The sequence below is a fragment of the Rhodococcus sp. YL-1 genome (assembly GCF_001942025.1).
Classification (GTDB): domain Bacteria; phylum Actinomycetota; class Actinomycetes; order Mycobacteriales; family Mycobacteriaceae; genus Rhodococcus_F; species Rhodococcus_F qingshengii.
This window is the reverse complement of sequence record NZ_CP017299.1, coordinates 4,542,909-4,567,857: the sequence shown is the minus strand read 5'-3', so window position 1 is coordinate 4,567,857 and position 24,949 is coordinate 4,542,909. Positions and strand designations below refer to the sequence as shown.

General features: G+C 62.9%; 22 protein-coding genes and 1 tRNA gene. 15 read left to right on the top strand and 8 right to left on the bottom strand.

From position 1 onward, the window contains the following. Window positions 1–277: 277 nt before the first annotated feature. Window positions 278–1,483, top strand: a complete 1,206-nt coding sequence (locus tag BH682_RS21000; protein ID WP_075834005.1) for a GAF domain-containing protein — start codon at window positions 278–280, stop codon at window positions 1,481–1,483. Here BH682_RS21000 and BH682_RS20995 read toward each other — a convergent pair. Together BH682_RS20995 and BH682_RS20990 are read right to left on the bottom strand one after the other, a co-directional pair. Continuing rightward, window positions 1,480–2,940, bottom strand: coding sequence for an FAD-dependent oxidoreductase (locus BH682_RS20995; RefSeq protein WP_075834003.1), 1,461 nt, complete (start codon window positions 2,938–2,940; stop codon window positions 1,480–1,482). The genes BH682_RS21000 and BH682_RS20995 overlap by 4 nt on opposite strands. A gap of 82 nt (window positions 2,941–3,022) precedes the next feature. Next, window positions 3,023–4,204, bottom strand: coding sequence for an aminotransferase class V-fold PLP-dependent enzyme (locus BH682_RS20990; RefSeq protein ID WP_030536293.1), 1,182 nt, complete (start codon window positions 4,202–4,204; stop codon window positions 3,023–3,025). A gap of 14 nt (window positions 4,205–4,218) precedes the next feature. On the opposite strand from BH682_RS20990, the gene BH682_RS20985 reads away from it, so the two are divergent. The 7 genes from BH682_RS20985 (at window position 4,219) to BH682_RS20950 (ending at window position 13,122) form a co-directional block, all read left to right on the top strand. Further along, window positions 4,219–5,493, top strand: a complete 1,275-nt coding sequence (locus BH682_RS20985) for an APC family permease (protein WP_042448927.1) — start codon at window positions 4,219–4,221, stop codon at window positions 5,491–5,493. A 78-nt stretch (window positions 5,494–5,571) separates the two neighbouring features. Continuing rightward, the gene (gene egtA / locus BH682_RS20980; RefSeq protein ID WP_075834001.1) at window positions 5,572–6,795 is read left to right on the top strand and encodes an ergothioneine biosynthesis glutamate--cysteine ligase EgtA; all 1,224 of its coding nucleotides are present in this window, start codon (window positions 5,572–5,574) and stop codon (window positions 6,793–6,795) included. Continuing rightward, window positions 6,792–8,099, top strand: a complete 1,308-nt coding sequence (gene egtB / locus BH682_RS20975) for an ergothioneine biosynthesis protein EgtB (protein ID WP_075833998.1) — start codon at window positions 6,792–6,794, stop codon at window positions 8,097–8,099. Before egtA ends, egtB begins: the two co-directional genes overlap by 4 nt. A 1-nt stretch (window position 8,100) precedes the next feature. After that, on the top strand, window positions 8,101–8,847 hold the full coding sequence (gene egtC, locus BH682_RS20970) for an ergothioneine biosynthesis protein EgtC (RefSeq protein ID WP_075833996.1): 747 nt from the start codon (window positions 8,101–8,103) through the stop codon (window positions 8,845–8,847). Further along, window positions 8,844–9,815, top strand: coding sequence for an L-histidine N(alpha)-methyltransferase (gene egtD / locus BH682_RS20965; RefSeq protein ID WP_075833994.1), 972 nt, complete (start codon window positions 8,844–8,846; stop codon window positions 9,813–9,815). Before egtC ends, egtD begins: the two co-directional genes overlap by 4 nt. Before the next feature lie 452 nt (window positions 9,816–10,267). Next, window positions 10,268–11,323 (top strand): DUF222 domain-containing protein, encoded by a 1,056-nt coding sequence (locus BH682_RS20955; RefSeq protein ID WP_075833989.1) that lies wholly within the window; start codon window positions 10,268–10,270, stop codon window positions 11,321–11,323. A 593-nt stretch (window positions 11,324–11,916) separates the two neighbouring features. Then, window positions 11,917–13,122 (top strand): PQQ-dependent sugar dehydrogenase, encoded by a 1,206-nt coding sequence (locus tag BH682_RS20950; RefSeq protein ID WP_075833987.1) that lies wholly within the window; start codon window positions 11,917–11,919, stop codon window positions 13,120–13,122. Between the two features lie 3 nt (window positions 13,123–13,125). Here the strand turns inward: BH682_RS20950 and BH682_RS20945 are convergent, their stop codons facing one another. The 6 genes from BH682_RS20945 to BH682_RS20920 form a co-directional block, all read right to left on the bottom strand. After that, window positions 13,126–14,013 (bottom strand): cyclase family protein, encoded by an 888-nt coding sequence (locus tag BH682_RS20945; protein ID WP_070162460.1) that lies wholly within the window; start codon window positions 14,011–14,013, stop codon window positions 13,126–13,128. Next, a complete protein-coding gene (locus BH682_RS20940; RefSeq protein WP_007728891.1) occupies window positions 14,013–15,593 on the bottom strand; it encodes an SLC13 family permease in 1,581 nt (526 codons plus the stop codon). Before BH682_RS20940 ends, BH682_RS20945 begins: the two co-directional genes overlap by 1 nt. Window positions 15,594–15,672: 79 nt before the next feature. After that, entirely contained in the window at window positions 15,673–16,329 is a 657-nt protein-coding gene (locus tag BH682_RS20935) for a hypothetical protein (RefSeq protein WP_030536285.1), read from the bottom strand. Between the two features lie 239 nt (window positions 16,330–16,568). Beyond that, window positions 16,569–17,549: a ribose-phosphate diphosphokinase gene (locus tag BH682_RS20930; RefSeq protein WP_003946284.1), complete on the bottom strand. Its 981-nt coding sequence runs from the start codon at window positions 17,547–17,549 to the stop codon at window positions 16,569–16,571. 71 nt (window positions 17,550–17,620) lie between these two features. Beyond that, complete coding sequence (glmU, locus tag BH682_RS20925) at window positions 17,621–19,072, bottom strand: bifunctional UDP-N-acetylglucosamine diphosphorylase/glucosamine-1-phosphate N-acetyltransferase GlmU (protein ID WP_030536284.1); 1,452 nt, start codon at window positions 19,070–19,072, stop codon at window positions 17,621–17,623. An 88-nt stretch (window positions 19,073–19,160) separates the two neighbouring features. Further along, window positions 19,161–19,231 (bottom strand) — tRNA-Gln (locus BH682_RS20920). A 154-nt stretch (window positions 19,232–19,385) separates the two neighbouring features. On the opposite strand from BH682_RS20920, the gene BH682_RS20915 reads away from it, so the two are divergent. The 7 genes from BH682_RS20915 (at window position 19,386) to BH682_RS20885 (ending at window position 24,948) form a co-directional block, all read left to right on the top strand. Next, a complete protein-coding gene (locus BH682_RS20915) occupies window positions 19,386–20,039 on the top strand; it encodes a TetR/AcrR family transcriptional regulator (RefSeq protein WP_003946303.1) in 654 nt (217 codons plus the stop codon). A 189-nt stretch (window positions 20,040–20,228) separates the two neighbouring features. Next, window positions 20,229–20,870, top strand: a complete 642-nt coding sequence (locus tag BH682_RS20910; RefSeq protein ID WP_003946317.1) for a ScbR family autoregulator-binding transcription factor — start codon at window positions 20,229–20,231, stop codon at window positions 20,868–20,870. A gap of 285 nt (window positions 20,871–21,155) precedes the next feature. Beyond that, on the top strand, window positions 21,156–21,602 hold the full coding sequence (locus BH682_RS20905) for a holo-ACP synthase (protein WP_003946314.1): 447 nt from the start codon (window positions 21,156–21,158) through the stop codon (window positions 21,600–21,602). Then, window positions 21,595–21,837, top strand: a complete 243-nt coding sequence (locus BH682_RS20900) for an acyl carrier protein (RefSeq protein WP_003946296.1) — start codon at window positions 21,595–21,597, stop codon at window positions 21,835–21,837. The genes BH682_RS20905 and BH682_RS20900 overlap by 8 nt, the downstream gene beginning before the upstream one ends. Further along, window positions 21,834–23,024, top strand: coding sequence for an acyl-CoA dehydrogenase family protein (locus BH682_RS20895; RefSeq protein WP_042448906.1), 1,191 nt, complete (start codon window positions 21,834–21,836; stop codon window positions 23,022–23,024). The genes BH682_RS20900 and BH682_RS20895 overlap by 4 nt, the downstream gene beginning before the upstream one ends. After that, on the top strand, window positions 23,021–23,962 hold the full coding sequence (locus BH682_RS20890) for an amino acid--[acyl-carrier-protein] ligase (protein ID WP_075833985.1): 942 nt from the start codon (window positions 23,021–23,023) through the stop codon (window positions 23,960–23,962). The genes BH682_RS20895 and BH682_RS20890 overlap by 4 nt, the downstream gene beginning before the upstream one ends. Next, the gene (locus tag BH682_RS20885; protein ID WP_075833983.1) at window positions 23,962–24,948 is read left to right on the top strand and encodes a DUF1839 family protein; all 987 of its coding nucleotides are present in this window, start codon (window positions 23,962–23,964) and stop codon (window positions 24,946–24,948) included. Before BH682_RS20890 ends, BH682_RS20885 begins: the two co-directional genes overlap by 1 nt. The last annotated feature ends 1 nt before the right edge of the window (window position 24,949 follow it).

Sequence of the window (24,949 nt, the reverse complement as noted above, 5' to 3'; positions counted from 1 at the left end):
CTACAACTCACGGGGTTCGTGCTCGGTTTACTGACGTGTGGTTTTGCCTGCGGCAAGGCGGACAGGCGCGCACACGGCCAGGAGCGAAACGCTCGAGCTGAGCCGTAGCCGCGTCGATCACGGTAAACCTGCAACGTGTGGAACTGCTGCGATTCACCCTCGCCGAGACAACTTTGGATACGTTACCGGAGTTTGCTCCCGGCCGCTAATCGCAGGTGGTGGGCACCTGGCCGTGTGGACGTGGTTCGCGTCACATCGAAAGCGGTAGCCTGACGGAGTGACCACCGTGGGGAACGCTCCCGAAGGCAGTCGGCTCGGTGCCGTCGTGCCGGGTACCGACCTGTCGCAGCATGCTCGCCTACTCAGTCGGGTGCACGACGCAGTTCTCTCCGGCCAGGAACCACCGGCGCAGCCGCGGACCGTCGTGGCGCGGTCGTGGTCGAGGGTGGCCGCCGGCGGGCTCACGCCGGATCACTGCGGTGCGTCTACTGTCGCCGATTTCTCCGAGTTGGAGGCGAGGCGTTCGCGTACCGCGCTGCGAAGCGTTCTGCCCGAACTGCGAACCACGCTCACCGAGGTCGCCGAGGACGCGGGCTTCATCGTGGTCGTTGCCGATGCCGACGGTGTCCTGCTCTGGCGCGAAGGGGCGAAGACCGTCAAACGTGCGGCGGACGCTCTCGGGTTCGCGGAAGGCGCACGCTGGTCGGAGCAGTCGGTGGGGACCAACGCGATAGGTACCGCGCTGATCGAAGACTCTGCGGTGCAACTCTTCTCGGCCGAGCACTATGCGCCCACGCATCACAATTGGTCGTGTACCGGCTCGCCCGTGCACGACCCACGGACGGGCGAGATCCTGGGCGTGGTGGACATCAGTGGATCCGCAGCTTCGGTGCATCCCACCACCGTCGCGCTGGTGCGCACCGCGGTTCGCCTCGCGGAGGCGACGCTGTGGCGCGAGCACGCGGCTTCGCTCGAGCGCCTGCGCTCGCGGGCGGCACCGCTGTTCGCGGCAGGAACAGGTCCGGCATTGGTGGTCGACGAATACGGCTGGGTGGCCGGCGCCAGCGGGATTGCCGCGCCCGACCGCGTGGCAGCACCCAGTGCGGGAAAGCCCGTCATCGTGCCAGGTCTGGGGATGTGTCTGCCTGAGCCGCTCGGAGACGGCTGGCTGTTGCGCACCGGCGTCGGCGGGCCGTTGATCGAGCTGGAGCTGGCCCTCGGCGCATCGCCGCAGGTGACGGTGCGTGGTGACGCCAACTGGACGCGCGCGCTTTCGCCGCGTCACGCCCAGATCTTGCGGGCACTGGCAGCCGTCGGTTCGGCAGGTGTGGATGCCGCAGGCCTGAGCGAAGTGCTCTTCGGTGATCGCGAGCATGTCGTGGCAGTGCGCGCCGAGGTGTCCAGACTGAGGAAACACCTCGGCGCGGTCCTGCAGACTCAGCCGTACCGCTTTGCCGAGGGCGTGCGAGTTGTGGTGATCTAGCGCGCCGCGCTGATTCCGGCACGACGTCCGAAGAAGCTGCCGTCGCCGAGACTTGTCCCGCTGGCGTAACCGCCCGCACAGACACCGGACGTGCAGCGACCCGCTGCGAAAAGTCCGGGGATCGGCGCACCCGAGACGTGCAGAACCTCGGAATCGACGGTGGTCTTCAATCCTCCCAGCGTGAATCCGCCTGTGCGGCCACGGAGATCGATTGCCGCGAACGGGCCGACGATCGGCTTCACCCACTCGGACTTCTTGCCGAGCACCGGATCCGAACCTTCAGCCGCGTGCCGGTTGTAGAGGTCGACGGTGGATTGCAGCGATCCGGCGGGCAATCCCATCTCGCCTTCGAGTTCCTCGACGGTCTCCGCCACCCAGCTCGGCTGCGCCCGCAACTGTGCACTGGACGATTCGGCCTTCATGCCTTCCTCGTACGCAGCTTCGTCGATCACGAGGAATGCCTGGTTATCCTGCTGGAACAGCGTTGCCTGGCCGACGCGGCCGGGGTAGGTGTCCTCGGGGATGTATCGCTGACCGCGGCCGTTGACAAGAATGCCGCGCACCATCAACTGCGGGTCGCAGAAGAACGCGACCTCGGTGGCGTCCATGTGTGCGGTGTCGGCGCCGAGTGCCTGACCGATCTGGATTGCGCGGCCGTCGTGCGCCTCGATGGAGGCCGCCGGGTGGCCGAAGATGCGCGGTGCGTTCGAGCGCACCATCTCGTTGTTGTACGCGAAGCTGCCCATCGCCAGCACTACGCCTTTGCGGGCACGAATCGCGACATCCTTGCCGTAACGCTTGGCGACGACGCCGACAACCCGATCGCCGTCTACCACCAGAGTTTGGACGCGCAGATCGTATTCTGCTCGGACACCGAGCTTTTCGGCCGTCTCGACGAGTGGCTTCATCAGCATGTAGCCGCCGCCCTTCTCGCCGGTGTTCTTCTCGGACATCTGCGGAACGTGTCCGCGGGGCGCGGGATCGACGAGGGTGTTGAACGGCGCGGCGTTCTCGCCTCCCGAGTACATCAGGCCGTCGTCGTACGGCGGTTCCCAGCCGGGCTGACCCCAGAACGATTCCTTGAACGGGACCCCGGCGTCGACGAGCCAGTTGTAGTGATCGACGCTGCCCTCGCAGTACGCGTCGATCTTCGTATCGTCGGTTCCGGGGCCGAGCGCTGCCTTCATGAACGTCTTCATGTTCTCGACCGAGTCCTCGAACCCGCACGCCTTCTGCAACGGCGTTCCACCGCCCAGGTAGATGAATCCACCAGCCAGTGACGCGGCTCCGCCCCAACCGCCCGTCCGCTCCAGGACGAGCACCTCGGCGCCGGCACGCGCTGCTTCGATCGCAGCGGTGACGCCGGCGATGCCGTATCCCGCGACGACGACGTCGGCCTCGTAGTCCCAGGTGGTGATGTCGGCAGCGGAGATCGGTCTGACGGTGGGGTCGGCCATGCGAATAGTCCTCTCGGAAGGCGAAACTGCTGATCACCCCACAGTTGCAGTTTCGACTTCCACAGATCAGGCATGGTCCCGGTCAACGGGAGGTTTGTAATCCCCTGACCGCGCCCAGAAATGTGTCCAGGTCGGCTTCGTCGACGAAGTAGTGCGGCGATGCGCGAACCACGGCATCGAGCCCGCGGGCATCCATGTCGAGGAGGGTGGACCCGCGACCACTGACGGTAACGGTGATGTTCTGTGCTGCAAGCTGATCCCGCACCAGGTGCTCGGGGATACCGTCGACGGTGAAGGAAACGATGCCGCTCAGATGGGTTCCTCGATCGCGGACTTCGACTCCGGAAATCGCTGCCAGACCTTCCCTCAGCGTGACTGCTCGGGATTCGATCTGCTCCCACGCCGTGTCGGTGCCGATCGAGAGCAGATAGTCGGCGGCGACGCCGAGACCCAGGCGCGCAGCGACACTCGTTTCCCAGAGCTCGAATCGTGTTGCGTCCGGTGCGGGTACGAAGCTGTTCTCGCCGGTCCATTCCGCTCCGTGCAGGTCCATCGCAGCGGGTTCGAGTGCGTCGACGAGTCCGGGGCGGACGTACAGGAATCCGGTTCCGCGTGGCCCGCGGAGCCACTTGCGGCCGGTTGCGCTGAGGGCGTCGACGCCGAGTTCGGTGACGTCGATGGGCAATTGGCCGACGGACTGGCATGCGTCGAGCAGAACGAGCGAGCCGTGGGCCCTCGCGAGTTCGACGACCTCGCGGACGGGGTTGATCAGGCCGCCGTTGGTGGGGACGTGGACGACGGAGACGACGCGAACACGATCGTCGAGCATGTTCTCGAGTGCGTCGAGGTCGATGCGTCCGTACTGATCGCTCGGGATGATCTCGACGTGGGCACCGGTCGAACGCGCCCGCCCCAGTGCAGCGATGGCGTTGCTCGCGTATTCGACTCCGCTGATGAGAATTCGATCACCGGGTCCGAGCGGAACGGCAGCGAGGAAGTCGTTCCACGCGCGGGTCGCGCTGTCCGTCAAAGCGATATCGGTTGCCTGAGCACCGATGACCCGGGCCAGCGAATGGGGAACAGCAGCGAGGGCGCCGCTCTGACGAGCAGCTGCGACGTATCCGCCGACGTCGGCTTCACGTCGCAGGTGCTCGATCATCGTGGCCGGCACCGGCTCGGGCGGGAGCGAGGATCCCGCGCTGTCGAGGAACACCTTGTCAAGGCATCCGGGAGTGTCGCGGCGGATCGTGTCGAGATCGAACATGGCACCTTCCGTTCATGTCGGTGTGGTTCAAACTACCTGTGAACGAAGCTGTCCCGATGGAGCGAAGACTGGGCACGGCCGATGCCGTGGTGATCGGCCTCGGCGCGATGATCGGCGCCGGAGTCTTCGTGGTGTTCGCGCCCGCTGCCGCAGTAGCCGGTACCGGGTTGCTTGTGGGCCTGGCGATTGCAGCGTTCATCGCATTCTGCAACGCGACGTCGTCGGCGCAGCTTGCGGCCAGATACCCCACTTCAGGCGGGACCTACGTCTACGGACGTGAGCAGCTCGGACCCTGGTGGGGGTTTGCCGCCGGCTGGTCGTTCGTGATCGGGAAGACCGCGAGCTGCGCGGCAATGGCTCTGACTTTCGCGACGTATGTTGCGCCTACGGCCTGGCGTGTCCCCGTCGCGGTATTGGTGGTGGCAGCGCTGGTTGCAGTCAACTACCGCGGAGTCACGCGGACGGCGCACATGGCCAGGGTGATCGTCGCCGTGTCGACGACGGCGCTGTGTGTAGCGCTGGTGGTTGCCGTCGTCGGTCCTGGTGCGGTGCGCGAGTTCCCGGATCTCGCATTCGGGTCGTGGTACGGCATTCTGCAATCGGCGGGACTGCTGTTCTTTGCCTTCGCCGGGTACGCCAGGATCGCGACGCTGGGGGAGGAAGTGCGTGATCCGCGTCGAACGATTCCGCGGGCGATCCTGATCGCACTCACCGTCGCCGTCATCCTCTATGCGCTGGTAGCGGTGGTGCTGTTGGTGACGCTGGGACCTGATCGGCTGGCGAATTCGGCGCGACCACTGGCAGATGCGGTGGGCGCAGTCGGGTGGAGCTGGGCCGTTCCCGTAGTGGTGATCGGTGCCGCGGCGGCGTCGGCGGGGGCGCTGCTGGCTCTGATCGCCGGCGTGAGTCGTACGGCGATGGCGATGGCCCGCGAGCGCGATCTGCCAGTGGCCCTCGCTGCAGTCCATCCACGGTTCGGGGTCCCTCACCATGCGGAACTTGTGGTCGGTGCCGTTGTGATCGCCTTGGTCTCGACAACCGATCTTCGTGGGGTGATCGGCTTTTCGTCGTTCGGAGTGCTGCTCTACTACTTCGTCGCGAACGTGAGTGCGTACAGCCAACGCGGTGTGGACCGGATGTATCCGAAGTGGCTGCAAGCGGTCGGCGCGGCTGGTTGTGTCGTTCTGGTGGTCACACTTCCGTGGATCGCGGTTGTTTCCGGCGCAGGTGTGGTTCTGGCCGGTTGTGGGTACCGGTGGATACGACTGAAGAAATTCAACGACACGTAACACCACAAAGGGTGCATCTCGGACGTTGGCGTTCTATCGTCGGTAGCGACCGCGAAGACCGCCCGAAGGGGAAGTCGAATGGTGACAGCAGCGTTGACAGCAGCACAGACCACGCAGGTGGATTCACGTCCTGCGGCCGAGGCCTACGTCGGTGGTGTGTGCTTCAAACAGGGGCCACCCCGTTTGGTCGGAGCTGAGCTCGAGTGGCTGACCAGCCAGGTTCCCGGTGGGGAGCGGCCGTCAGCAGCGACTCTGGCAAAGGCACTCGGGCGATACGCGCCCACCAGTATCGACCCGGATTCACCAGCGGTTCCGCTTCCTCGTGGCAGCCTCGTCACCGTAGAACCTGGCGGACAGATCGAACTCTCGTCAGCGCCGCGGACGTCCGCCCGAGAACTGTGTGACTGTCTCGACGAAGACCGTCGTACTCTCGAAACACTCCTCGCGTCGTACTCCATCGAAATCAGTTCTGCCGCGGCCGACGTCGCCCGCCCACCTTCCCGGATTCTCCGGTTGCCACGTTATTGCGCAATGGAATCCCGCTTCGCCGGGATAGGACCGTACGGCACCTTGATGATGTGCAATACAGCAGCAGTGCAGGTCAGTGTCGATGCCGGCGGCAGCCCGGAGTCCATTGCCCAGCGTTGGCGGCTCCTCGGGGACATGGGGCCGGCGCTCATCGCTGCGTTTGCGTGTTCTCCACGCTTGCAAGGGGTTCCGAGAGGGGATTGGGCGTCCCAACGCATGCGGACGTGGCTCGAACTCGATTCCTGGCGAACGGTCGCAGTCCCGGAAGTGCAGGACTACGCCGGCTGGGCGCTCGATGTTCCGCTGATGTGTGTGCGAAACGAGGGCGACGATTGGACGGCTCCGCGGGGTGCCACTTTCGGGGACTGGATAGACGGCACTTTCGATGCCGAGATCGGACGCCGACCCGTCTGGGCGGACTTGGACTATCACCTGTCCACGCTGTTCCCGCCGGTTCGCGCTGTCGGCCATCTGGAGGTTCGCTACATCGATGCGCAGCCGGAAGATCTGTGGCGAGTACCGGTAGCAGCGATCGACGCGTTGCTGTCCGGGCCTGCCGTGATGCGTGAGGCGAGTGATGCCGCAGCGTCGACGGCCGGGAGATGGCGGGATGCGGCAGAGTACGGTTTGGACGACGTCGAACTGCGTTCGGCGGCAACCTCTCTGATGTCGCTTGCCGCGTCGTACGCGCCGGAGCCGCAGTTTGTCCGTCTTCTCGATGCCGCAGCCGAACGGTGTTGTCGCGCAATTGTGCCCGGTGAGAGCGACACATGACGGGGGAGATCACCAAGGAAGCGGTCGAGGCCGTACTTCTGCGAGCGCGTGAACGGTCGACGCTGCTCACCGACTGCGTCGACGATACCGAATTGGTCGCTCAGCATTCCCCGTTGATGAGTCCACTCGTGTGGGACCTGGCGCATATCGGCAATCAAGAGGAACTCTGGCTGGTGCGAGATGTCGGTGGCCGCGATCCGGTGCGTAGCGACATAGACGAGCTGTACGACGCGTTCAAGCATTCGAGATCGTCAAGACCCACACTTCCCCTGCTCAACCCGGCCGAGGCGCGCGAATACGTACGTACGGTTCGCGGGAAGGTCTGGGATGTGCTCGAAGCCAGCACCTTCGGACGCACAAAACTCGACATGGACGGTTTTGCCTTCGGGATGATCGCGCAGCACGAGCAGCAACACGCCGAAACCATGCTCGCAACACACCAATTGCGTTCGGGACCCACGGCACTCGTTGCCACACCCGCTCCGCAAGCGGCCCGCATGCCGGAACTCGACGAGGTCACCATCGCGGCCGGCCCCTTCGTCATGGGGACCGACGACGAACCGTGGGCACTCGACAACGAGCGCACGGCGCATCAGGTCTATCTCACCGACTTCGCGATCGACAGATTCCCGGTCACCAATGGGCAGTTCGTCGAATTCATCGAGGACGGCGGCTATTCCCGACCGGAACTGTGGTCCCGTGACGGTTGGCGGCATCGCGTCGACGCGAAACTCCGTGCACCGCTGTTCTGGGAACGCGACAGTTCGGGTTGGTGGCACGAGACTTTCGGCGTCGAGGCGCCGGTCCCACCGGACAAGCCCGTCGTGCATGTGAGCTTCTACGAAGCCGAGGCCTACGCGAGTTGGGCAGGCAAACGGCTTCCCACCGAGGCTGAATGGGAAAAGGCCGCGCGGTGGGATCCGGAATCCGGAAGATCGCGGCGATTCCCGTGGGGGGACGTGTCCGCAGACGAGAATCATGCCAATCTCGGTCAGCGCCATCTCGGTCCCGCCGGCGTCGGCTCGTACCCGGCGGGTGCGTCGGCAGCGGGTGTCGAGCAGTTGATCGGCGACGTGTGGGAGTGGACGTCTTCGGGTTTCCATCCGTATCCGGGTTTCCGGGCCTTCCCCTACCGGGAGTACTCGGAGGTGTTCTTCGGCGGCGACTACAAAGTGTTGCGAGGGGGATCGTTCGGGACCGACAGCGTTGCCTGCCGGGGGACGTTCCGCAACTGGGACCATCCGATCAGGCGCCAGATCTTCTCGGGTTTTCGCTGCGCCAGAACGATTTCGGGTAGATCCTGACATGTGTCGGCACCTCGGGTATCTCGGGCCGCCGCGTTCGGTTCGTGAACTCCTCCACGACGGCGAGAACTCACTGATGCGACAGTCGTGGGCACCTCGCGAGATGCGTGGCGGCGGGACCATCAATGCCGACGGATTCGGCGCGGTGTGGTGGAACGGTGGAAGGCAGGGACGGTACCGCAGTATCTCGCCGATCTGGTCGGACCCGACAGTCGACGAGACGTTGTCCCACATCATTTCCGGATCCGTTCTCGCCGCCGTACGTTCCGCGACGGAGGGGATGGCCGTCGAGATCGGTGCCTGCGCACCGTTCGTCGACGGAACCTACGCTTTCAGCCACAACGGAGCGGTATCCGGTTGGCCTGGCTCACTCGCCGACTTGGCAGCAGAAGTTCCGGCCGTCGAATTGCTGAAGATGCCCGCGCCGACGGATGCTGCCTTGTTGTGGACAGTGCTTCGGCATCGGTTGAAGTCGAAGCCCGCGGAAGCCGCCGTGACGAGCCTCGTTCACGATGTGGCTGCGGCGGCACCGGATTCACGATTGAACCTCCTGTTCGGCGACGGGCAGGAACTGTGGGCCACGGCGTGGGGCCACACGTTGTACACGCGGGTCGACGAGTCGCGGGCCCTGATCGTTTCCGAACCGTTCGATCGTTCGCCGGACTGGGAGCAGGTGCCGGACCGGCACATCGTCTGCGCGCGTCCCGGCCATTTGATCATCACCCCGATACCGATGGGAGAACAATGAAAACCCCTACGCTCGAGGTTTATCTGACACCGGCCGAATCGGTCGACGCATTGCGAGCCGAGGCCAGGGAGGGCTTGACCGCTACGCCGAAGTGGCTCTCGCCCAAATGGTTCTACGACGCGCGTGGAAGTGAACTGTTCGAGGAGATCACGGCCTTACCCGAGTATTACCCCACCCGTACCGAACGCGGCCTGCTCGCTCGGTACGCCGACGAGATCGCGGCGTTGACCGAACCCGAGATCCTGATCGAACTGGGTTCAGGTTCCTCTGAGAAGACGCGGTTGCTCCTCGACGCGATGACGGCTCGCGGAACTCTGCGAACGTATGTACCGCAGGATGTTTCGGTGACGGCCCTCGAAGGTGCGGCGCAGCAAGTCGGTGCCGAGTTTCCCGGAATCGACGTGCTCGGAGTGGTCAGCGACTTCACCGGTTCGCTGCATCATCTGCCCGGTGGTGGACGGCGCGCGGTCGCTTTTCTCGGGGGGACTCTCGGTAATCTCGTTCCCGCAGAACGAGCCGAGTTCCTCTCGGGGATCGCAGCGGTGCTCGCTCCGGGGGAGAACCTGATCCTGGGTGTGGGATTGGTGATCGATCCCGCAGTTCTCGTGCCCGCCTACGACGACGCTGCCGGTGTGACTGCGCAGTTCAATCTCAATGTTCTCTCGGTCCTGAACAAGCAACTGGGAGCGAACTTTCCCTTGGAGGACTTCCGTCACGTCGCGCTCTGGGATGCCGAGAACGAGTGGATCGAGATGCGCCTGGAAGCACTTCGTGAAGTCTCGGTGCATATCGACGACCTGGATCTGGAGATCACCTTCGCAGCGGGCGAGCAGCTGCGCACCGAGATCTCGGCGAAGTTCACCGAGGAGGGGATTGCCGCGGAACTCGCGTCCGCGGGCTTCGGGGTGCGGAAGGTGTGGACGGATCGGGATCAGCGCTTTGCGCTGTTGTGTGCGCAGCGGGCGTGAAGTGGGCGCTTGTCAGAGGATGCTGTCTCCCCCTAGAAGTGTCTCAAAAGTTCTGTAGGCGGCAATATTTGAGAAGTGTCGAGAGTAGAGATCTGCGGTGCCGGTATGGACAGCGTCCGACACCGGCGCAAGATCCACGAGATGCGCAAGTTTACATAGGACTGGTCATCGCTCGCGCCGAGCGGATACTCCTGCTCGCCGGCCTTGCGCTCGAATTTTGACTGCGCCTCAGCGGGGTCGCCAGCCCAGATGAGATAACAGTCCTCTCGGTGGAAGCACCCGACCCCGTCATTCTTCCCCAACTCGAATATCGCTATGCCGAAGTACGGTTGATCTCGTGTCGGATGCTGAGTCATGCGATTGAACGTAGTGACATCGGAGCGCAAAAGGTATCGGTGAATACCCCGGGATTTCGCAAAAACTTGTCGGTGGGCGCCCGAAGAATCGCTCATATGTTCGAATCGAAGACTTCCGCGGACGCGCTGTTTCGGCAGCATGCGGAAATCGCGCGCGCCCACTTCCTCGAGATCTACGCGGTCACTGCGCTGTACTTGGACCGTTGTGAGGAGGATGCCGCGGTTGGAGTCAATGAGGCTTTTCGGGGTCAATTCGCGCACGTGGAGATCGCGTCGATACTGAGCATTACGGAGTACGCCGCGCAGAAAATGATTGCACTGGGATGTGACCTGCGCTGGCGACTTCCGCGGGTGGCGGCCGCTTTTGCTTGCGGTGACATCGATCTGGCCAAAGCGATGGCACTGTCCGAAGCTCTCGCCAACGTCTCCGAGCACGCGCTCGATGACATCGAGCGACTCCTCGTGGACGGTGCCTGCCGTGTAACCGGTAACAAGTTGAAGGCGCGCGCACGAGGTCTCATTGCTCGGCACGACCCTGATGGGGTGCGTGCCAGGCGAGTTCGTGCGGAGGCGGATCGGGACGTTCGGACGTGCGCGTCGCACGACGGTATGTCGACTCTGGACGGAATGCTTCCAGCGGTCGGCGCTCAGACTTTGGCCACGAGGCTCCGTGCGATGTCGATGCAGGTCTGTGGTTCCGATCCGAGAACTTTCGGGCAACGGCGTGCCGATGCACTGATCGCATTGGCGGAAGGAAAGACGTCGTTGGATTGTCAGTGCGACGGCGATTGCACCCGTAGGGATGATACGAAGACCTCCGCGCTCCCGATTGCGACAATTCTTGTGGGTGTCAACGCTTCCACCCTGCTCGGATTCGACGACCTGCCAGGCTATTTGCAGGGGTACGGCCACATCGATGCCGACCTTGCGCGCGCGATCGCCGCGGACGCCACGTGGCAGAGAGTCCTCACCCTTGCACCGTCCGAGGTGCAACATTGTTCGACTGCGGGGCAGCCGGACCGGTGCTCGGCGTGGGTCAGTCGATGCGCTCACCGGAGATATTGCCCGCTGCGGCAAGGGATAATCGCTCGAGAAGGAACAGTGGTTCGCGGCGCGGTGAATCCACGTACCAGCCGTCCGCGGCGTTGGTGACGATTGTAAGGACGCGAGACGGTACGTGCCGCTTTCCGAATTGTGTTGTGCGTTCTGATAGTTGCGATATCGATCACACGGTGCCGTTCGATCACGGCAACCCCGCTCAGGGAGGGCCTACTGCAGAACGGAACTTGGCCTGTCTGTGTCGAAAACATCACCGACTGAAGACGTTTGGCAGGTGGACAGTGAAGCAAATCGGAGGTGGTCTTCTGGAGTGGAAAGATCCGTCAGGACGACGAACGGTTACCGCGCCCGTAGGCCCATTCTGTGACCCCGAACTGAGAGTGCCCGACGCGGCGAGACTGCATTTGACGGACGACGATGCGCTGGAACGACGTTTCGGACTTCGGGACAGGGGAGTGGAAGCGGATCTCGAATACCTCCTGGACTGGAGTGTGCCCGGCTGGCGGAAGGCACGATCTGCATCAAGACGTAACGCATCCCCACTGGCGAACGCTTTGCCGGAGTTTGCCGACTTCTGAAGGGGTTTCGTTTCTCCTGTGGCCTGCGGGTATAGCGAGAGGGCCCGAAAAATGGTGTTTGTCTGTTTATAGTGAGGCGCAGAACGGTTTCCGACCCGAGGAGAACGCGTGCGTCATCCGAAGCTCGCCGCATTGACCGTGGCCCTGACTGCAGTACTGGTGATGCCGGTAACGCAGAGCGTGGCTCAACCATTCCCCTTCGACCCCGGCAGTTTCGGCAACGGAAGCACCGGATCGTTGGGGAGCGACGACCCGGACATACCCATCGAGGACACCCTCCCGCAGTTGTCGGTCACCACACTGGTCGACGGACTCGACCACCCCTGGGACGTGGTGGCGGCCCCGGACGGTGCAATCCTGACCGGACAACGATCCGGCGGATTCTTCGTTCGCCGAGGCGACAACACGACAGGTCCAGTCGCTGCTGACCTTTCGGATCTCTACGCGCAGTCCGAAACCGGGCTCATGGGCATCCCGCTTGCTCGCGACTTCGCTCAGTCGCGCACCCTGTACACCTGCCAAGGATTCAGTGCTGGGGGAGTCACGGACGTTCGAGTGATCGCGTGGACCGTCGACGCCGGATGGACCGCACTCACGCGAACCGGAACTGTATTGCCAGGAATCCCGGTCTCGTCCGGGCGTCACGGGGGTTGCCGAATTCTTGCGGCGCAGGACGGAACGCTGTTCGTCGGGACGGGTGACACCGCGACGCCGAGCGTCCCCCAGGATCCGAATTCGCTGGGCGGCAAGGTCTTGCACATCAACGCCGACGGAACTCCGGCGGCGGGGAATCCGAATGCTTCCAGCCCGGTCTACACGCTCGGGCACCGCAACGTCCAAGGCTTGGCCGTGCAACCCGGAACCGGCCGGGTGTACTCGGTTGAACAGGGCACAAGCGTCGACGACGAAGTCAACCTGCTTACCCCCGGCGGAAATTACGGCTACCGCCCGGATCGGCTTCCCGGAACGTACGACGAATCCGTGCCGATGACCGATCCCGTGCGAGTGCCGGGAGCGATTGCGGCGGTGTGGCGTTCGGGTAGCTCGACGTTGGCTACCGCCAGCGCTGCCTTCACCGGTGGAGCTGCATGGGGTGCCTGGGACGGTGCGCTCGTAATGGGTGGCCTCAAGAGCAAGGAACTGATCTTCCTCCGCCTGAGTGCCGACGGACGCTCGGTCGACGCGCAGACCTTCGGGTTGGAGAACCAGTTCGGTCGCTTGCGGTCGGTGACCCCGACGCCCGACGGCTCGCTCCTGGTGACCACCGACAACGGCGCCGGCGACAAGGTGCTGCGGGTGACGCCTACGCCCTGATCTTCAGTACCAGGCGATGACCCGGCACGGACCACCCGAACCACCCGCATGCGTCGGCGCTCCCACCATCACCGTGGCGCCGACGGCCGGAAGTGCGGACAGATTTGCGAGGGCTTCGACTGCGTACTTTCCTGAGCCCAAAGCGCTTCGGTGAGCCCCGTGGGTGGTGCTTCGGCCCGCGTCGATGCTGAGGGTGTCCGAGCCCACGGCGACGATGTTGCGCTCGCGGACGAGAAAGTCGATCGCCTCGGGGTTGAATCCCGGTGTGTGTTGCACGCCGAGTGCATCTCGATTCGTGAAGGCGCCACCGGCACCGGCCCGGGTATCCCAACCCGAGTTCATCGCAACCAGGCTGCGGGGAGCGATGGTCCCGTGGAGGGACTCCCAATCGAGGATGTCCTGGCGGGTGAGCAGTGTGTCGGGGTCGACGGAGGCTCGGGCACTGATGTCGACGACCGCAATCGGCACGACGAGGTCGGCGACGGGAATCTTCTCGACGGTGATTCCGTCCGCACTGGCGTGTGCGGGAGCGTCGATGTGAGTACCAGTGTGTTCTTCGAGGCGGAGTTCGTTGAGGTAGAAGTTTCCACCTGACTCGGCGGAGCCGAGCGAGCCCAGAGACCCGCCGGCGTCGGCGATCTTCGCCAGGTTCCTCATCTCGAACGAGCGCGCGCCCGGCCACACCGGGAACTCCGGCGTCAGTACGTGGGTCAGATCGACGATGGTCTGACCTGTTGGCGTTGCCGACGCAGTGGGCTGTACAGCGCCGGCCATGACGGTCGCGCCGAGGGCACCGGTGCCCAGCGCCGCGAACATCGATCGACGGCTGATCTTCCTGCCTTCGCGTCCGATCGATTCGTAGACCTCCGACAAGACCTTCGGTGAGCACATCAGAAACTCCAGATCACTGGGATCAACACCGTTGCAACTATCAGGAACCACAACAACATCGGGAGTCCGAGCTTCCAGTAGTCGCCGAACTTGTAACCACCAGGGCCCATCACCATCATGTTCGCGGGAGTGGCTACAGGCGTCAGGAAGGAGGCCGCGGCAGCGACGGTGACCGTCATCAGAAGGGGCAGCACCGAGATGTCGAGTTCGATGGCGACCGAGATCGCGATCGGCGTGATGATCAACGCGGTTGCAGTGTTGCTGATCAGCTGGCCCAGAGTCGCCGTCACGACGAAGAGTCCGGCGACGACGACATACGGGCTTGCCCCACCGACGACGTCGACAAACGCATGAGCGAGCTTTTCGGCCGCGCCGGTCTGCTGGATTGCGGTCGACAGCGGGATCATTCCGCCGACGAGAATCAACGTGGTCCACGAGATGGACCGATGCGCCTGCTCGACGCTGATGACTCGTAGCAGCACCATCGCACATGCCGCGAGGAGTCCGGCTATCGCGGACGGCACCAATCCGAACGTCAGCATCACTACCATCGCCGCGACGACGACGAGAGCGATGACCGCGCGGGTTCCCAACGGGGCTGCCTGCTTACGGATCTGGGCAGGTGCGTCGACCACGAGGACGTTCGGATCGACGGCGGTGTGGGTGTCGAGATCGTCCCAGCTTCCTTGCAGGAGAAGCGTGTCACCGGCCGCCAACTTGACGCCCTTGGGGCCGCAGTCCTCACCGGCGCGCTGGACTGCGAGTATCACCAGATCTCCACTGTCGGTCACCATGCCCGGAAAAGCCCTGTCGCCGATCATTTCCGAGCGCGGCGGGATGATCACTTCGACCACGCCGTCGTGCTTGGTGATCAAGGGCTCTGCGGACGGCGCATCCTTTCCCATGAGCTGATACTGCTTCGCGAGGGTCTTGGCATGCCGGCTCAGGTCAGGCGACATCGACGTCCCCGCACGATGGGGGAGGACGTGAGGACCGAGAAGTACGGCGATCGCAATCGTTCCCAATACGAGCGGCGCACCGACCAAGGTGAAACTGAAGAACCCGAAAGCACCGGCCCCGGATTCCTCGGCGGCTTCGGAAACGATGATGTTGACCGGTGTTCCGGTCAAGGTGAGCATCGATCCGGCATGGGCGGCAAATGCCAACGGCAGAAGCAGTTGTGACGTCGATTTACCGAGACGTACCGCCAAGACGACCACCATCGGTACCAACGCGGCTACGGCCCCGTTGACGCTGATCAATGCGGTCAACGCGGCAACCAGCAACATGATCGCACTCACGAGACGGACTCGGGATTCGCCGACTTTCGCCAGCAGTTTCTCGCCCGCCCACGTGGTGACACCGGTGGCGTCGAGGGCTTCGCTGACGACAAAAAGCGCGGCGATGAACACCACCGTGGGATCGCCGAATCCGGCGAGCGCCTGCTCCATCGTGATCACACCGGTGGCGTACAGCGCCAGGGCAGTGCCGATCGCGATGATGCCGACCGGGATTCGGCCGATCACGAACAGCGCCACGACCAGTGCAAGCACGACGAAAGTGATGGTGATGTCATTCACGATTCGTAAAGGTACCTGCTCATACAGAACGGCCCCGTCTCGCAAGTGAGACGGGGCCGTGGGACGGACGCGAGGAGAATTAGTTGGAGGCGGCGATGCGGGCCTTCTCGAGAGCGGCCAGCGTGCGAAGAACCGTGGCCTTCTGCTTGTTCAGATCGCTCAGTCGTGCGCGAGCCGGCAACCCTTGTGCGAGTTCGGCGACCTTGATCTGCTCGTCGATCGAACCGAGCTGATCGAGAAGCCCTAGGACGCGCGTCTGGAGCGTGTCGATGTCCACGGTGTCGGTCTTGACCGGAGCGGCAACACGCGTCGCTGTGCCCGTGCTGGCGGGGCGGGAAGCGCGTGCGGGTGACGTGTCGGCGACAACCGTTGCGGCGCGGGGCCGAATTGCCTTGCGAACAGCGGCCGCATCAGGAAGGACGTCCATACGGATCTCGTTCAGGACTCGGCGTGCCTCGCGTGCGTTGACGCGGTACTCGCGCTCTTCGTCGTCGTCGGACTGCAGCGTGCCGCCGAGCGGGCGCAGACCGTACATGCCGAGGAAGCGCTTGGCGTCGTCGATGATGCCTTCGTTTTCACGGCATTTTCCGCAGCGGGGTTCGTTGCGGAACATGTCCACGGAGTTGTCGTCTCCGCACCAGACACAAGATCCTGGGCGCCACCGCCGGATCGTCGGAACTGATGAATTCAGGGAATGAGATTCGGGCCGGGATTCCAGGGTTTGCGCGTCGATCACGACGAGCCACACTAGGCGAAGATTGCGGCGCGGTGAACACCGCCCCAACATCGACCTGGGTTTCTCGACGGGAGCGTGATCAAGATCATGTCAATCGCCGCATTCGGCGGTATTCGTGTGTCCCACAGGTGGTTTCATGATGACCGGGTGGTCTGTTTCTGAGACCTTCACGAAGACGACGACGGGCGCGTACCGGTGACCGTGAAGTCACAGGTACGCGCCCGTAGTGCGGCGCGAGACTAGGCGCTGCCGTTGAACAGCGAAGTCACAGAACCGTTCTCGAAAACTTCCTTGATGGTGCGAGCGAGCAGCGGTGCGATGGACAGCACCGTCAGCGTCGGGAACTTCTTCGACTCGTCGATCGGAAGTGTGTTGGTGACAACAACTTCCTTCGCGCCACACGTCGACAGACGCTCGGCCGCAGGGTCGGAGAGGACGCCGTGGGTTGCAGCGATGACGACGTCACCTGCACCGGCCTCCTTGAGCACCTTGACCGCGCCGGCGATGGTTCCACCGGTGTCGATCATGTCGTCGATCAGGATGCAGGTGCGACCTTCGACCTCACCGACGACGCGGTTGGACTTGACCTGGTTGGGTACCAACGGGTCGCGCGTCTTGTGAATGAATGCCAGCGGTGCACCGCCGAGCGAGTCGGCCCACTTCTCGGCGACACGAACGCGGCCCGAGTCGGGGGACACCACCGTGATGTTCTCGAGGTTGTAGCCCGCGCGAATGTGGTTGGCCAACTGGCTGTGTGCGTGCATGTGATCGACGGGGCCGTCGAAAAAGCCCTGGATCTGATCGGTATGCAGGTCGACCGTGATGATGCGATCGGCGCCGGCGGTCTTGAGCAGGTCGGCAATCAGGCGAGCGGAGATCGGCTCGCGTCCGCGATGCTTCTTGTCCTGGCGGGCGTACGGGTAGAACGGAAGAACGGCGGTGATGCGCTTTGCCGATCCACGCTTGAGGGCATCGATCATGATGAGCTGCTCCATCACCCACGTGTTCAGCGGTGCCGGATGACTCTGCAGGACGAACGCATCGGAGCCGCGAACCGACTCTTCGAATCGAACGAAGATCTCACCGTTCGCGAAGTCGCGCGCGGTCTGCGGGGTGACGCGGATGTCGAGTTCCTTCGCCACCTGCTCCGCCAACTCGGGATGTGCGCGACCCGAGAACAACATCAGGTTCTTCTGGTTGTCGATCCAATTCGCAGTCACTGGTTCATGCCGTCCTTTTGTACTTGCCGGTCGATCTGGTGGTGATCTGTGCTGTCTGTTGTGCAGGGCTGTCAGGTTGTTGCAGGGCCGTCAGGTTGTGCAGCTGCTGCAGCGGCATCGGCCGCGGGTGTGCCGGGACGATTCTTCTGGACCCAGCCCTCGATGTTGCGCTGCACCCCACCCGAGACGGCGAGCGCCCCAGGCGGTACGTCGTTCTTCAAGACCGTGCCCGCACCCGTGTATGCGCCGTCTCCCACGACGAGAGGGGCGACGAACATGGTGTCGGAGCCTGTTCGGACATGCGACCCCACCACAGTACGGCTCTTGTTCACCCCGTCGTAATTGACGAAGACGCTCGAAGCTCCGATATTGCTGTGATGGCCGATGGTGGCGTCGCCGACGTAGGTAAGATGCGGAATCTTCGAATGCTCGCCGATATCCGCGTTCTTGGTTTCCACGTAAGCGCCGATCTTGCCGTGTGCCCCGAGGCGGGTACCAGGCCGGAGATAGGCGAAGGGGCCCACAGTCGCGTCCGCGCCGACAACGGAGTCGGTCCCGTGCGAGCGGACGACGACTGCGCGCTCACCGACTACCACGTTGTCCAACGTGGTATCCGGGCCGATCACGGCGTCTTCGCCCACCGAGGTCGTGCCGGTCAACTGAACTCCGGGCAGGAGCGTCACGTCCTGTGCGATGTGCACGTCGCAATCTATCCATGTGCTCGCAGGATCGACGACGGTGACGCCGGCACGCATCCACTTCTCGAGGATCCGACGGTTCATCTCGCGGGCGAGCGTCGAGAGCTGCACGCGATCGTTGGCGCCCGCGACGAGAACCGAATCCGCGATGTGCTGAGCACGAACACGCTTGCCCGCGCGACGGGCGATCATGATCACATCGGTGAGATAGAACTCGTGTTGTGCGTTGTTGGAGTCGAGGGACGCCAGCGCGTCGCGCAGAGTTTCGAAGTCGAAGGCGTAGACCCCTGAATTGACCTCGGTGATCGAGCGCTGCGAATCGGTGGCTTCCTTCTCCTCGACTATGGCGTTCACCTCGCCGTCCGTCGTACGAAGGATTCGCCCGTAGCCGGTGGGGTCGACGGCCGTCGACGTCAACACCGTCACCGCGGCCGCGGGAGCAGCCGTGTGCTGGGCGAGGAGGTCTGCGATGGTCTTGCCGTCGAGCAGAGGCACGTCGGCGGCTGTGACGAGTACGGTCCCGGAGAAGTCGGCCGGCAACCCCTCGAGCCCACAACTGACAGCGTGCCCGGTGCCCTTCTGCTCGTCCTGAACGGCGACGGTGACGGAACGGTCCAGTTCCCCGGCGACTGCGTTCACGGCTTCGGTGACACGCTCACGATCGTGACCGACGACGGTCACCAGGTGCGTGGGATTCAGTGAGGTTGCCGCGTGAAGCGAATGTGCCAGCATGCTGCGTCCGGCGAGAGTGTGGAGGACCTTGGGAGTCTTCGACTTCATTCGTGTACCGGCACCCGCTGCGAGAACGATCACGGCGGTCTGCACTGGTTTGAGCTCCCTCTGTCGATCAAACTGTCGATCAAACTGTCGATCAAGACATACATTCCGCTCGGGAAAGCATGTTGTTCACCAGCTCCGCCGCCAGGACTCGAACCTGAACTATCTGAACCAAAATCAGAGGTGCTGCCATTACACCACGGCGGATTGCCACGCATTGCCGAGCCTTGCGGCCGAACGCGCGAAAGAATAATCGCATGCCGACCCGCCGTAGGTCGAACCGCTCCTCCGATCGGGCCCCCGAAGTCCCGATAGGCTGAGCGTCCACAGCAGTGATTTGTGTGTCGGCGAGAGGAAGACAATGGCGACGGTGTCCGGTTCGGGTGGCGGGGATCCAGTTCCCGAACGAGTGACACGGATCCGGATGACCGGTACCCAACGTCGGCAACAGCTGATCGAGATCGGGCGGGCATTGTTCGCCGAACGGGGATACGAAGCGACCTCGATCGAGGAGATCGCCCAGCGCGCGAACGTGTCCAAGCCTGTCGTGTACGAGCACTTCGGCGGCAAGGAGGGGCTGTACGCCGTCGTAGTGGACCGGGAGATGTCGCGACTCCTCGAGATGATCACGTCTTCGCTCTCACAAAATCGCTCGAGAGTTCGAGTCGAGCGGGTTGCGTTGGCTTTGCTCACCTACGTGGAAGAGCACACCGACGGATTTCGGATACTCGTGCGCGATTCGTCCGTTGTCGCGCCCAGTGGGACATATTCGAGCCTCCTCAACGATGCGATCAGTCAGGTGGGCTACCTGTTGGCGGGGGACTTCTCCAGACGCGGTTTCGACCCCGGACTAGCAACGATGTACGCACAGGCGCTTGTCGGCATGGTGTCCACTACGGCTACTTGGTGGCTCGACGAACGGACTCCGTCGAAGGAAGTTGTCGCCGCTCACCTCGTGAATTTGTGTTGGAATGGGCTGACGAATCTGGAAGCCGATCCACAATTGGAGGGTTAACCAGGCGCGCCTGCCGCGCAGAGATGGATCGCGGTCTAAGCTGTGTTCGCTGTATCACGATCGTTTGATGGGCAAATGTCTCATTTGTTTGCAGGGTGGGTTGAATGCCGAACCGTGCCATCCATTTTGACGCTGTGAACGGGTAAGACCAAGAATTCGTTCGATGTGTGGTGATTGGAGGCCGGATCGATGGTGAGGCAAGAGCGGGCAGAAGCCACCCGTGATTCGGTGCTGCGCGGAGCAGCGGGTGTGTTCTTGCGCCTGGGCTATGCCAATGCCAGCTTGAGCGAGATCATCGCCGAGTCGCAGGTGACCAAAGGCGCCCTGTACTTCCATTTCGGGTCCAAGGAAGAACTCGCGCGGGCGGTGATCGACGAGGGTTCGGCACGTTTCGACGCAAAATGTGAGCTCTGGTTGGACCGTCGAACTCCCGCGCTCGAGTCACTGATCGGTATTTCGTCGGTCATCGTCGACATCGGTGCGCATGACGCCATGGTTAGAGCTACGTTCCGCTTGTTGGTCGAGATCGGGGACTATCGGGGCTCCGGGCCGGCGACTCTGGACGTGTGGCTCGACATTTACCGTGAACTTGCCAGCCGTGCGGCCGACGAAGGTGATCTGCGTTCGGACGCGGATTCTGCTGACATTGCTCGTTTCCTGTTGGAAGTTGCGTCGGGAGTTCGGCTGATGGCAGCCGCGACCGGGACCGTTCGTGAGCTTTCGGACTCCATGAAGGCATCGTGGAACTTGATACTGCCGATCGTGGTCCCGGAATCGAAAGTGGAGTACTTCAGGCAATTCGCGGCCCGTCGCCTTGCCAGTGATCACTGAAATCACTGGCTCTCCGCACTGCTCCTTGGTCAATTTGCTGCAAATGTCCTGGTAGGGACATTGTTCTCTTTGTTCTGCATTCGAAACAAACTGAGAGTATGTTTATAGTGTTGATGGGAATCTGGAAGTCCGATCTTGCCGTCAATCTTCGGATTGCGGTATGTTCTATCGGTAGCTGAAGAATTGCTGAGAATGAAGGTTTGTCAGGGCAGGGTGACGGCGTCGGCGCACCGGGCAGCATAGGGGGCTGCCCGGCGTGTACGACCCCAGATGGGGAGTCGACAGATGGGTGACACTGCGCCGACGCCGATGCTCGACATCGGCCCGCGGATCGGCTGTGACGTAGTGAACGTCGTGGATGTCACTCGAAGTATCGAACTCTTCGGGCGGAGGTATCTCGATCGGACCTTCACCCCGCACGAATTGCAGACCTGCGCCGGGCCGGCGCGGGATCAACGATTGGCTGCACGTTTCGCCGCCAAAGAGGCTGTGGTGAAGGTACTGCGGCCTGGTGACGTTCCCGTTCCGTGGAGTTCCATCGAAATCACTCGGGCCGAGTGGGGTGGCTGTGGGGTGACACTGTCCGGTAATGCCGCGGAACTCGCGCGGGCCCAGGATCTGCACGATTTTCAAGTATCTATCTCGCACGAAGCGGACGTGGCCATCGCAATGGTGATCGCAACACGCTCGGGCGCTCGCATCGAAAAGAAGGACGACATCGCTGATGATTGATCAGGCAATTCGGAAAGTGCTCGTCGAGCACGGTCGGCTGGCAGTCGACGTGAGCACGATCGACGGAGAGGCCGATCTTTACGAGTTGGGTTTGACGTCGCACGCGAGCGTGAATGTCATGTTGGCGCTGGAGGATTCGTTCGACATCGAGTTCCCTGACGAGTTGTTGCGGAAGAGTACTTTCGCAAGCGTCAAGGCGATCGAGGGTGCGTTGACGGAGTTGGGTGCTGCATGAACGCTCCGCAATCGCAGTGCTCCACCGGAACGGCCCTCGAGCGGGCCGCACGGTTGGCCGACGAAGTTGCAGCGGTGTGGGCCGACGAAGTCGATGCAGAAGCAAGGTTTCCGCGTGAAGCTGTCGACGCCATGCGAAGCGAACGGCTGCTGTCCGTAGCTGTGCCGAGGGAACTGGGCGGCGAAGGACTCTCGCTGCAGGAAGTGTCGCAGATCGCCCGTGTGATCGGAACACGCTGTGCAGCAAGCGGAATGATTTTCGCGATGCATCAGACGCAGATATACTCGTTGGTCAAGCACGGCAACACCGAAGCACTACGCGAGTTTGTCGAAGAAACGGTCGACAAGCAATTGCTGTTGGCATCGGCAACCACTGAGCTGGGAATCGGTGGTGACGTCAGCCGGAGTTACTGCGCGGTGGAAGACTTGGGCGGTCACCTGCTGTTGATCAAGAACGCGCCTGTCATTTCGTACGGTGAACACTCCGACGCGATAGTCGTGACGGCTCGGCGAACACCGGAGAGTCAGCCGAACGATCAGGTTCTCGTGGTGTGTCGTACCCCAGACCTGACGCTCGAACGCACCACCGAGTGGAACACGCTGGGGCTGAGGGGAACTTGCAGTCTCGGTTACATCCTTCGGGCCACCTCGACGCCGGAGATGGTCGCCGACGTACCGTATTCCGATATCTCCACCCACACGATGCTTCCGGTCTCGCACGTCGTCTGGAGTTCGGTGTGGTTGGGAATTGCCGACGCTGCAGTCGAGAAGGCGCGCAAGTACGTGCGTGCCGCCGCCCGCAAGCAGCCCGGGGTCACTTCCCCCGGAGCGCTGCGGCTCGCCGAAGTTGCCGCTTCGGCACAACAATTCGCCGATCTCGTCGGCGCCTCTGCACGCAGGTACGACCGCGCAGTCCACGCGGAGGAAGGCGTTGCCGATTTCGAGGCGACGGGAGCGGTGGGATTTTCGCTCGCAATGAACAACCTGAAAGTCACAGCGTCGACAGCGGTGGTGGAAATCGTGGGGCAGACAATGTTGATCTGTGGAATCTCGGGATATCGCGAGGACACCGAATTCTCGCTCGGTCGGCACCTTCGTGACGCGCACGGCGCAGCGGTGATGGTGAACAACGATCGAATCATGGCAGGTTCAGCGCACATGGCTATCGGATACCGGGGAACGCTATGACGAACGAGACTGTGACAGGCGAGACCGATCTGGATCGGGCCCGGGCTGCATTTCAACGTGAACTGCTCGTCGAAGGACTTCTCGTCGAGACGGAGGTGCCGGGACTCTACGGGCGTTCCGGAGTGTTCGAGGACATCGTCGACGGTATCGACCGAGTGGTGATTGCAGCGGGGCCAGGCGACGCCGCGACTCGGCTGCGGTTCCCGCCGGTGTTCCCGCGGAGCAGTTTCGAGCGCACCGACTACATCGCTTCGTTTCCCAACCTCACCGGCGCCATCAACACCTTCGCTGGTTCCAATCGCGATCACGCGCGACTGCTGGCCGATCGCGCCGACGGACAATCGTGGGACCGCCACCTCGAGCCGACCGAGACCATGCTCGTGTCCGCAGCGTGCCATCCTGCCTATGCGCGGTATACCGGAGTTCTCCCCGAAGGCGGAGTGCTGCTGGACATCTACGGTTTTTGCTTCCGGCACGAACCGGCGATCGATCCGGCTCGCATGCAGGCGTTTCGGATGCACGAGTTCGTGACGATCGGTGACGCCGCGGCAGCGCGAGCGCATCGCGAGCACTGGATCGAGCGGGGGCTCGAGGTGCTCGGCCGGCTCGAACTCGACGCTACCCCGGTGATCGCCAATGATCCTTTCTTCGGGCGCGCCGGAAAGATGCTTGCAGCCAACCAGCGTGAAGAGAATCTCAAGACGGAACTGACGGTTCGGCTCTACGGAGATCTCGACGAGGGCACGGCGATCGTGTCCTCGAACAACCATCTCGACCATTTCGGTGTCAACTTCGACATCCGAACGGCGGAGGGGGAGGTGGCACACAGCTCGTGCGTCGGCTTCGGGATGGAGCGAATCGCGTTGTCTTTGTTGCGGACTCATGGTCTTGACGTGGCTGCATGGCCAACCTCCGTTCGTGAACGAATGGGCATCTGATGTCACGGCTTATCGACATTTCACCTGATCGCTACCGGCCCCATTCGTTGCACCAGGACGACCGCGTGTGGGCGCAGACCAACTGCTACACGGATCTGTGGATCGAAGTGTTGCATTCGCTGGGATTGGACCCCGTCCCGGCATTGGCATGTGCCTTCTCATCGCGGTTCGACGGGACTCAGTGGACGTTTCTCAAGCTCAAGGCCGAGGACATCTACGCGCTGTACGGAATCGAAGTCGCCGAGATGAACGTCTGGCGGGCACCGCTGATCCATGTCGAGGACAACCTCGCGGTTGGGATGCTGTCGACGGTTGAAGTGGACGGATACTGGCTTCCCGACACTCTTGGAACGAGCTATCACGAGGGGCACACCAAGACCACGATCGTGCCCAATCGGATCGATCGCGTTGCCGGCGAGCTCGAGTACTTTCACAACAGCGGGTACTACTTGCTGCGAGGCGACGATTTCTCCGGCGTCTTCGATCTCGATCGTTCCTCACTTCCTTCGTTCGTGCCCTACGTCGAACAGATCAGGTTGAATCCGGTTCACGCGACCAACGCCGGAAACATCGCCGAAGTGGCTCGGCGGAATGTAGCGGTTCGAGCGGTGGGTAATCCCGTGCGAGAGCTGGGACGCAAGGTGATCGAAGACCTCGAATGGGTGCAGGGGGCGGGTATGGATGCCTTTCACCTCTGGTCCTTCGGGCTACTTCGTCAGTGCGGGGCCAGCGCGGAGCTGGCTGCCGACGCCAGCGAGTTCTTGGACACTGCAGGTTTCTCCGGGACAGGCGAAGCTGCGCCAGATCTCCGCAAAGTGGCATCCGGTGCCAAGAGCGTGCAGTTTCAGATGGCGCGTGCCTCCAGGGGCCGCGCGGTGGACCCGCGTGAGCAACTCGACGAGATGGCCGTGTCGTGGAAGAGGGCGATGGAAATCGTTGCCGACACAGTCGGCGTCGACTCGCATCGACACTTGAGGTTGGTCTGAC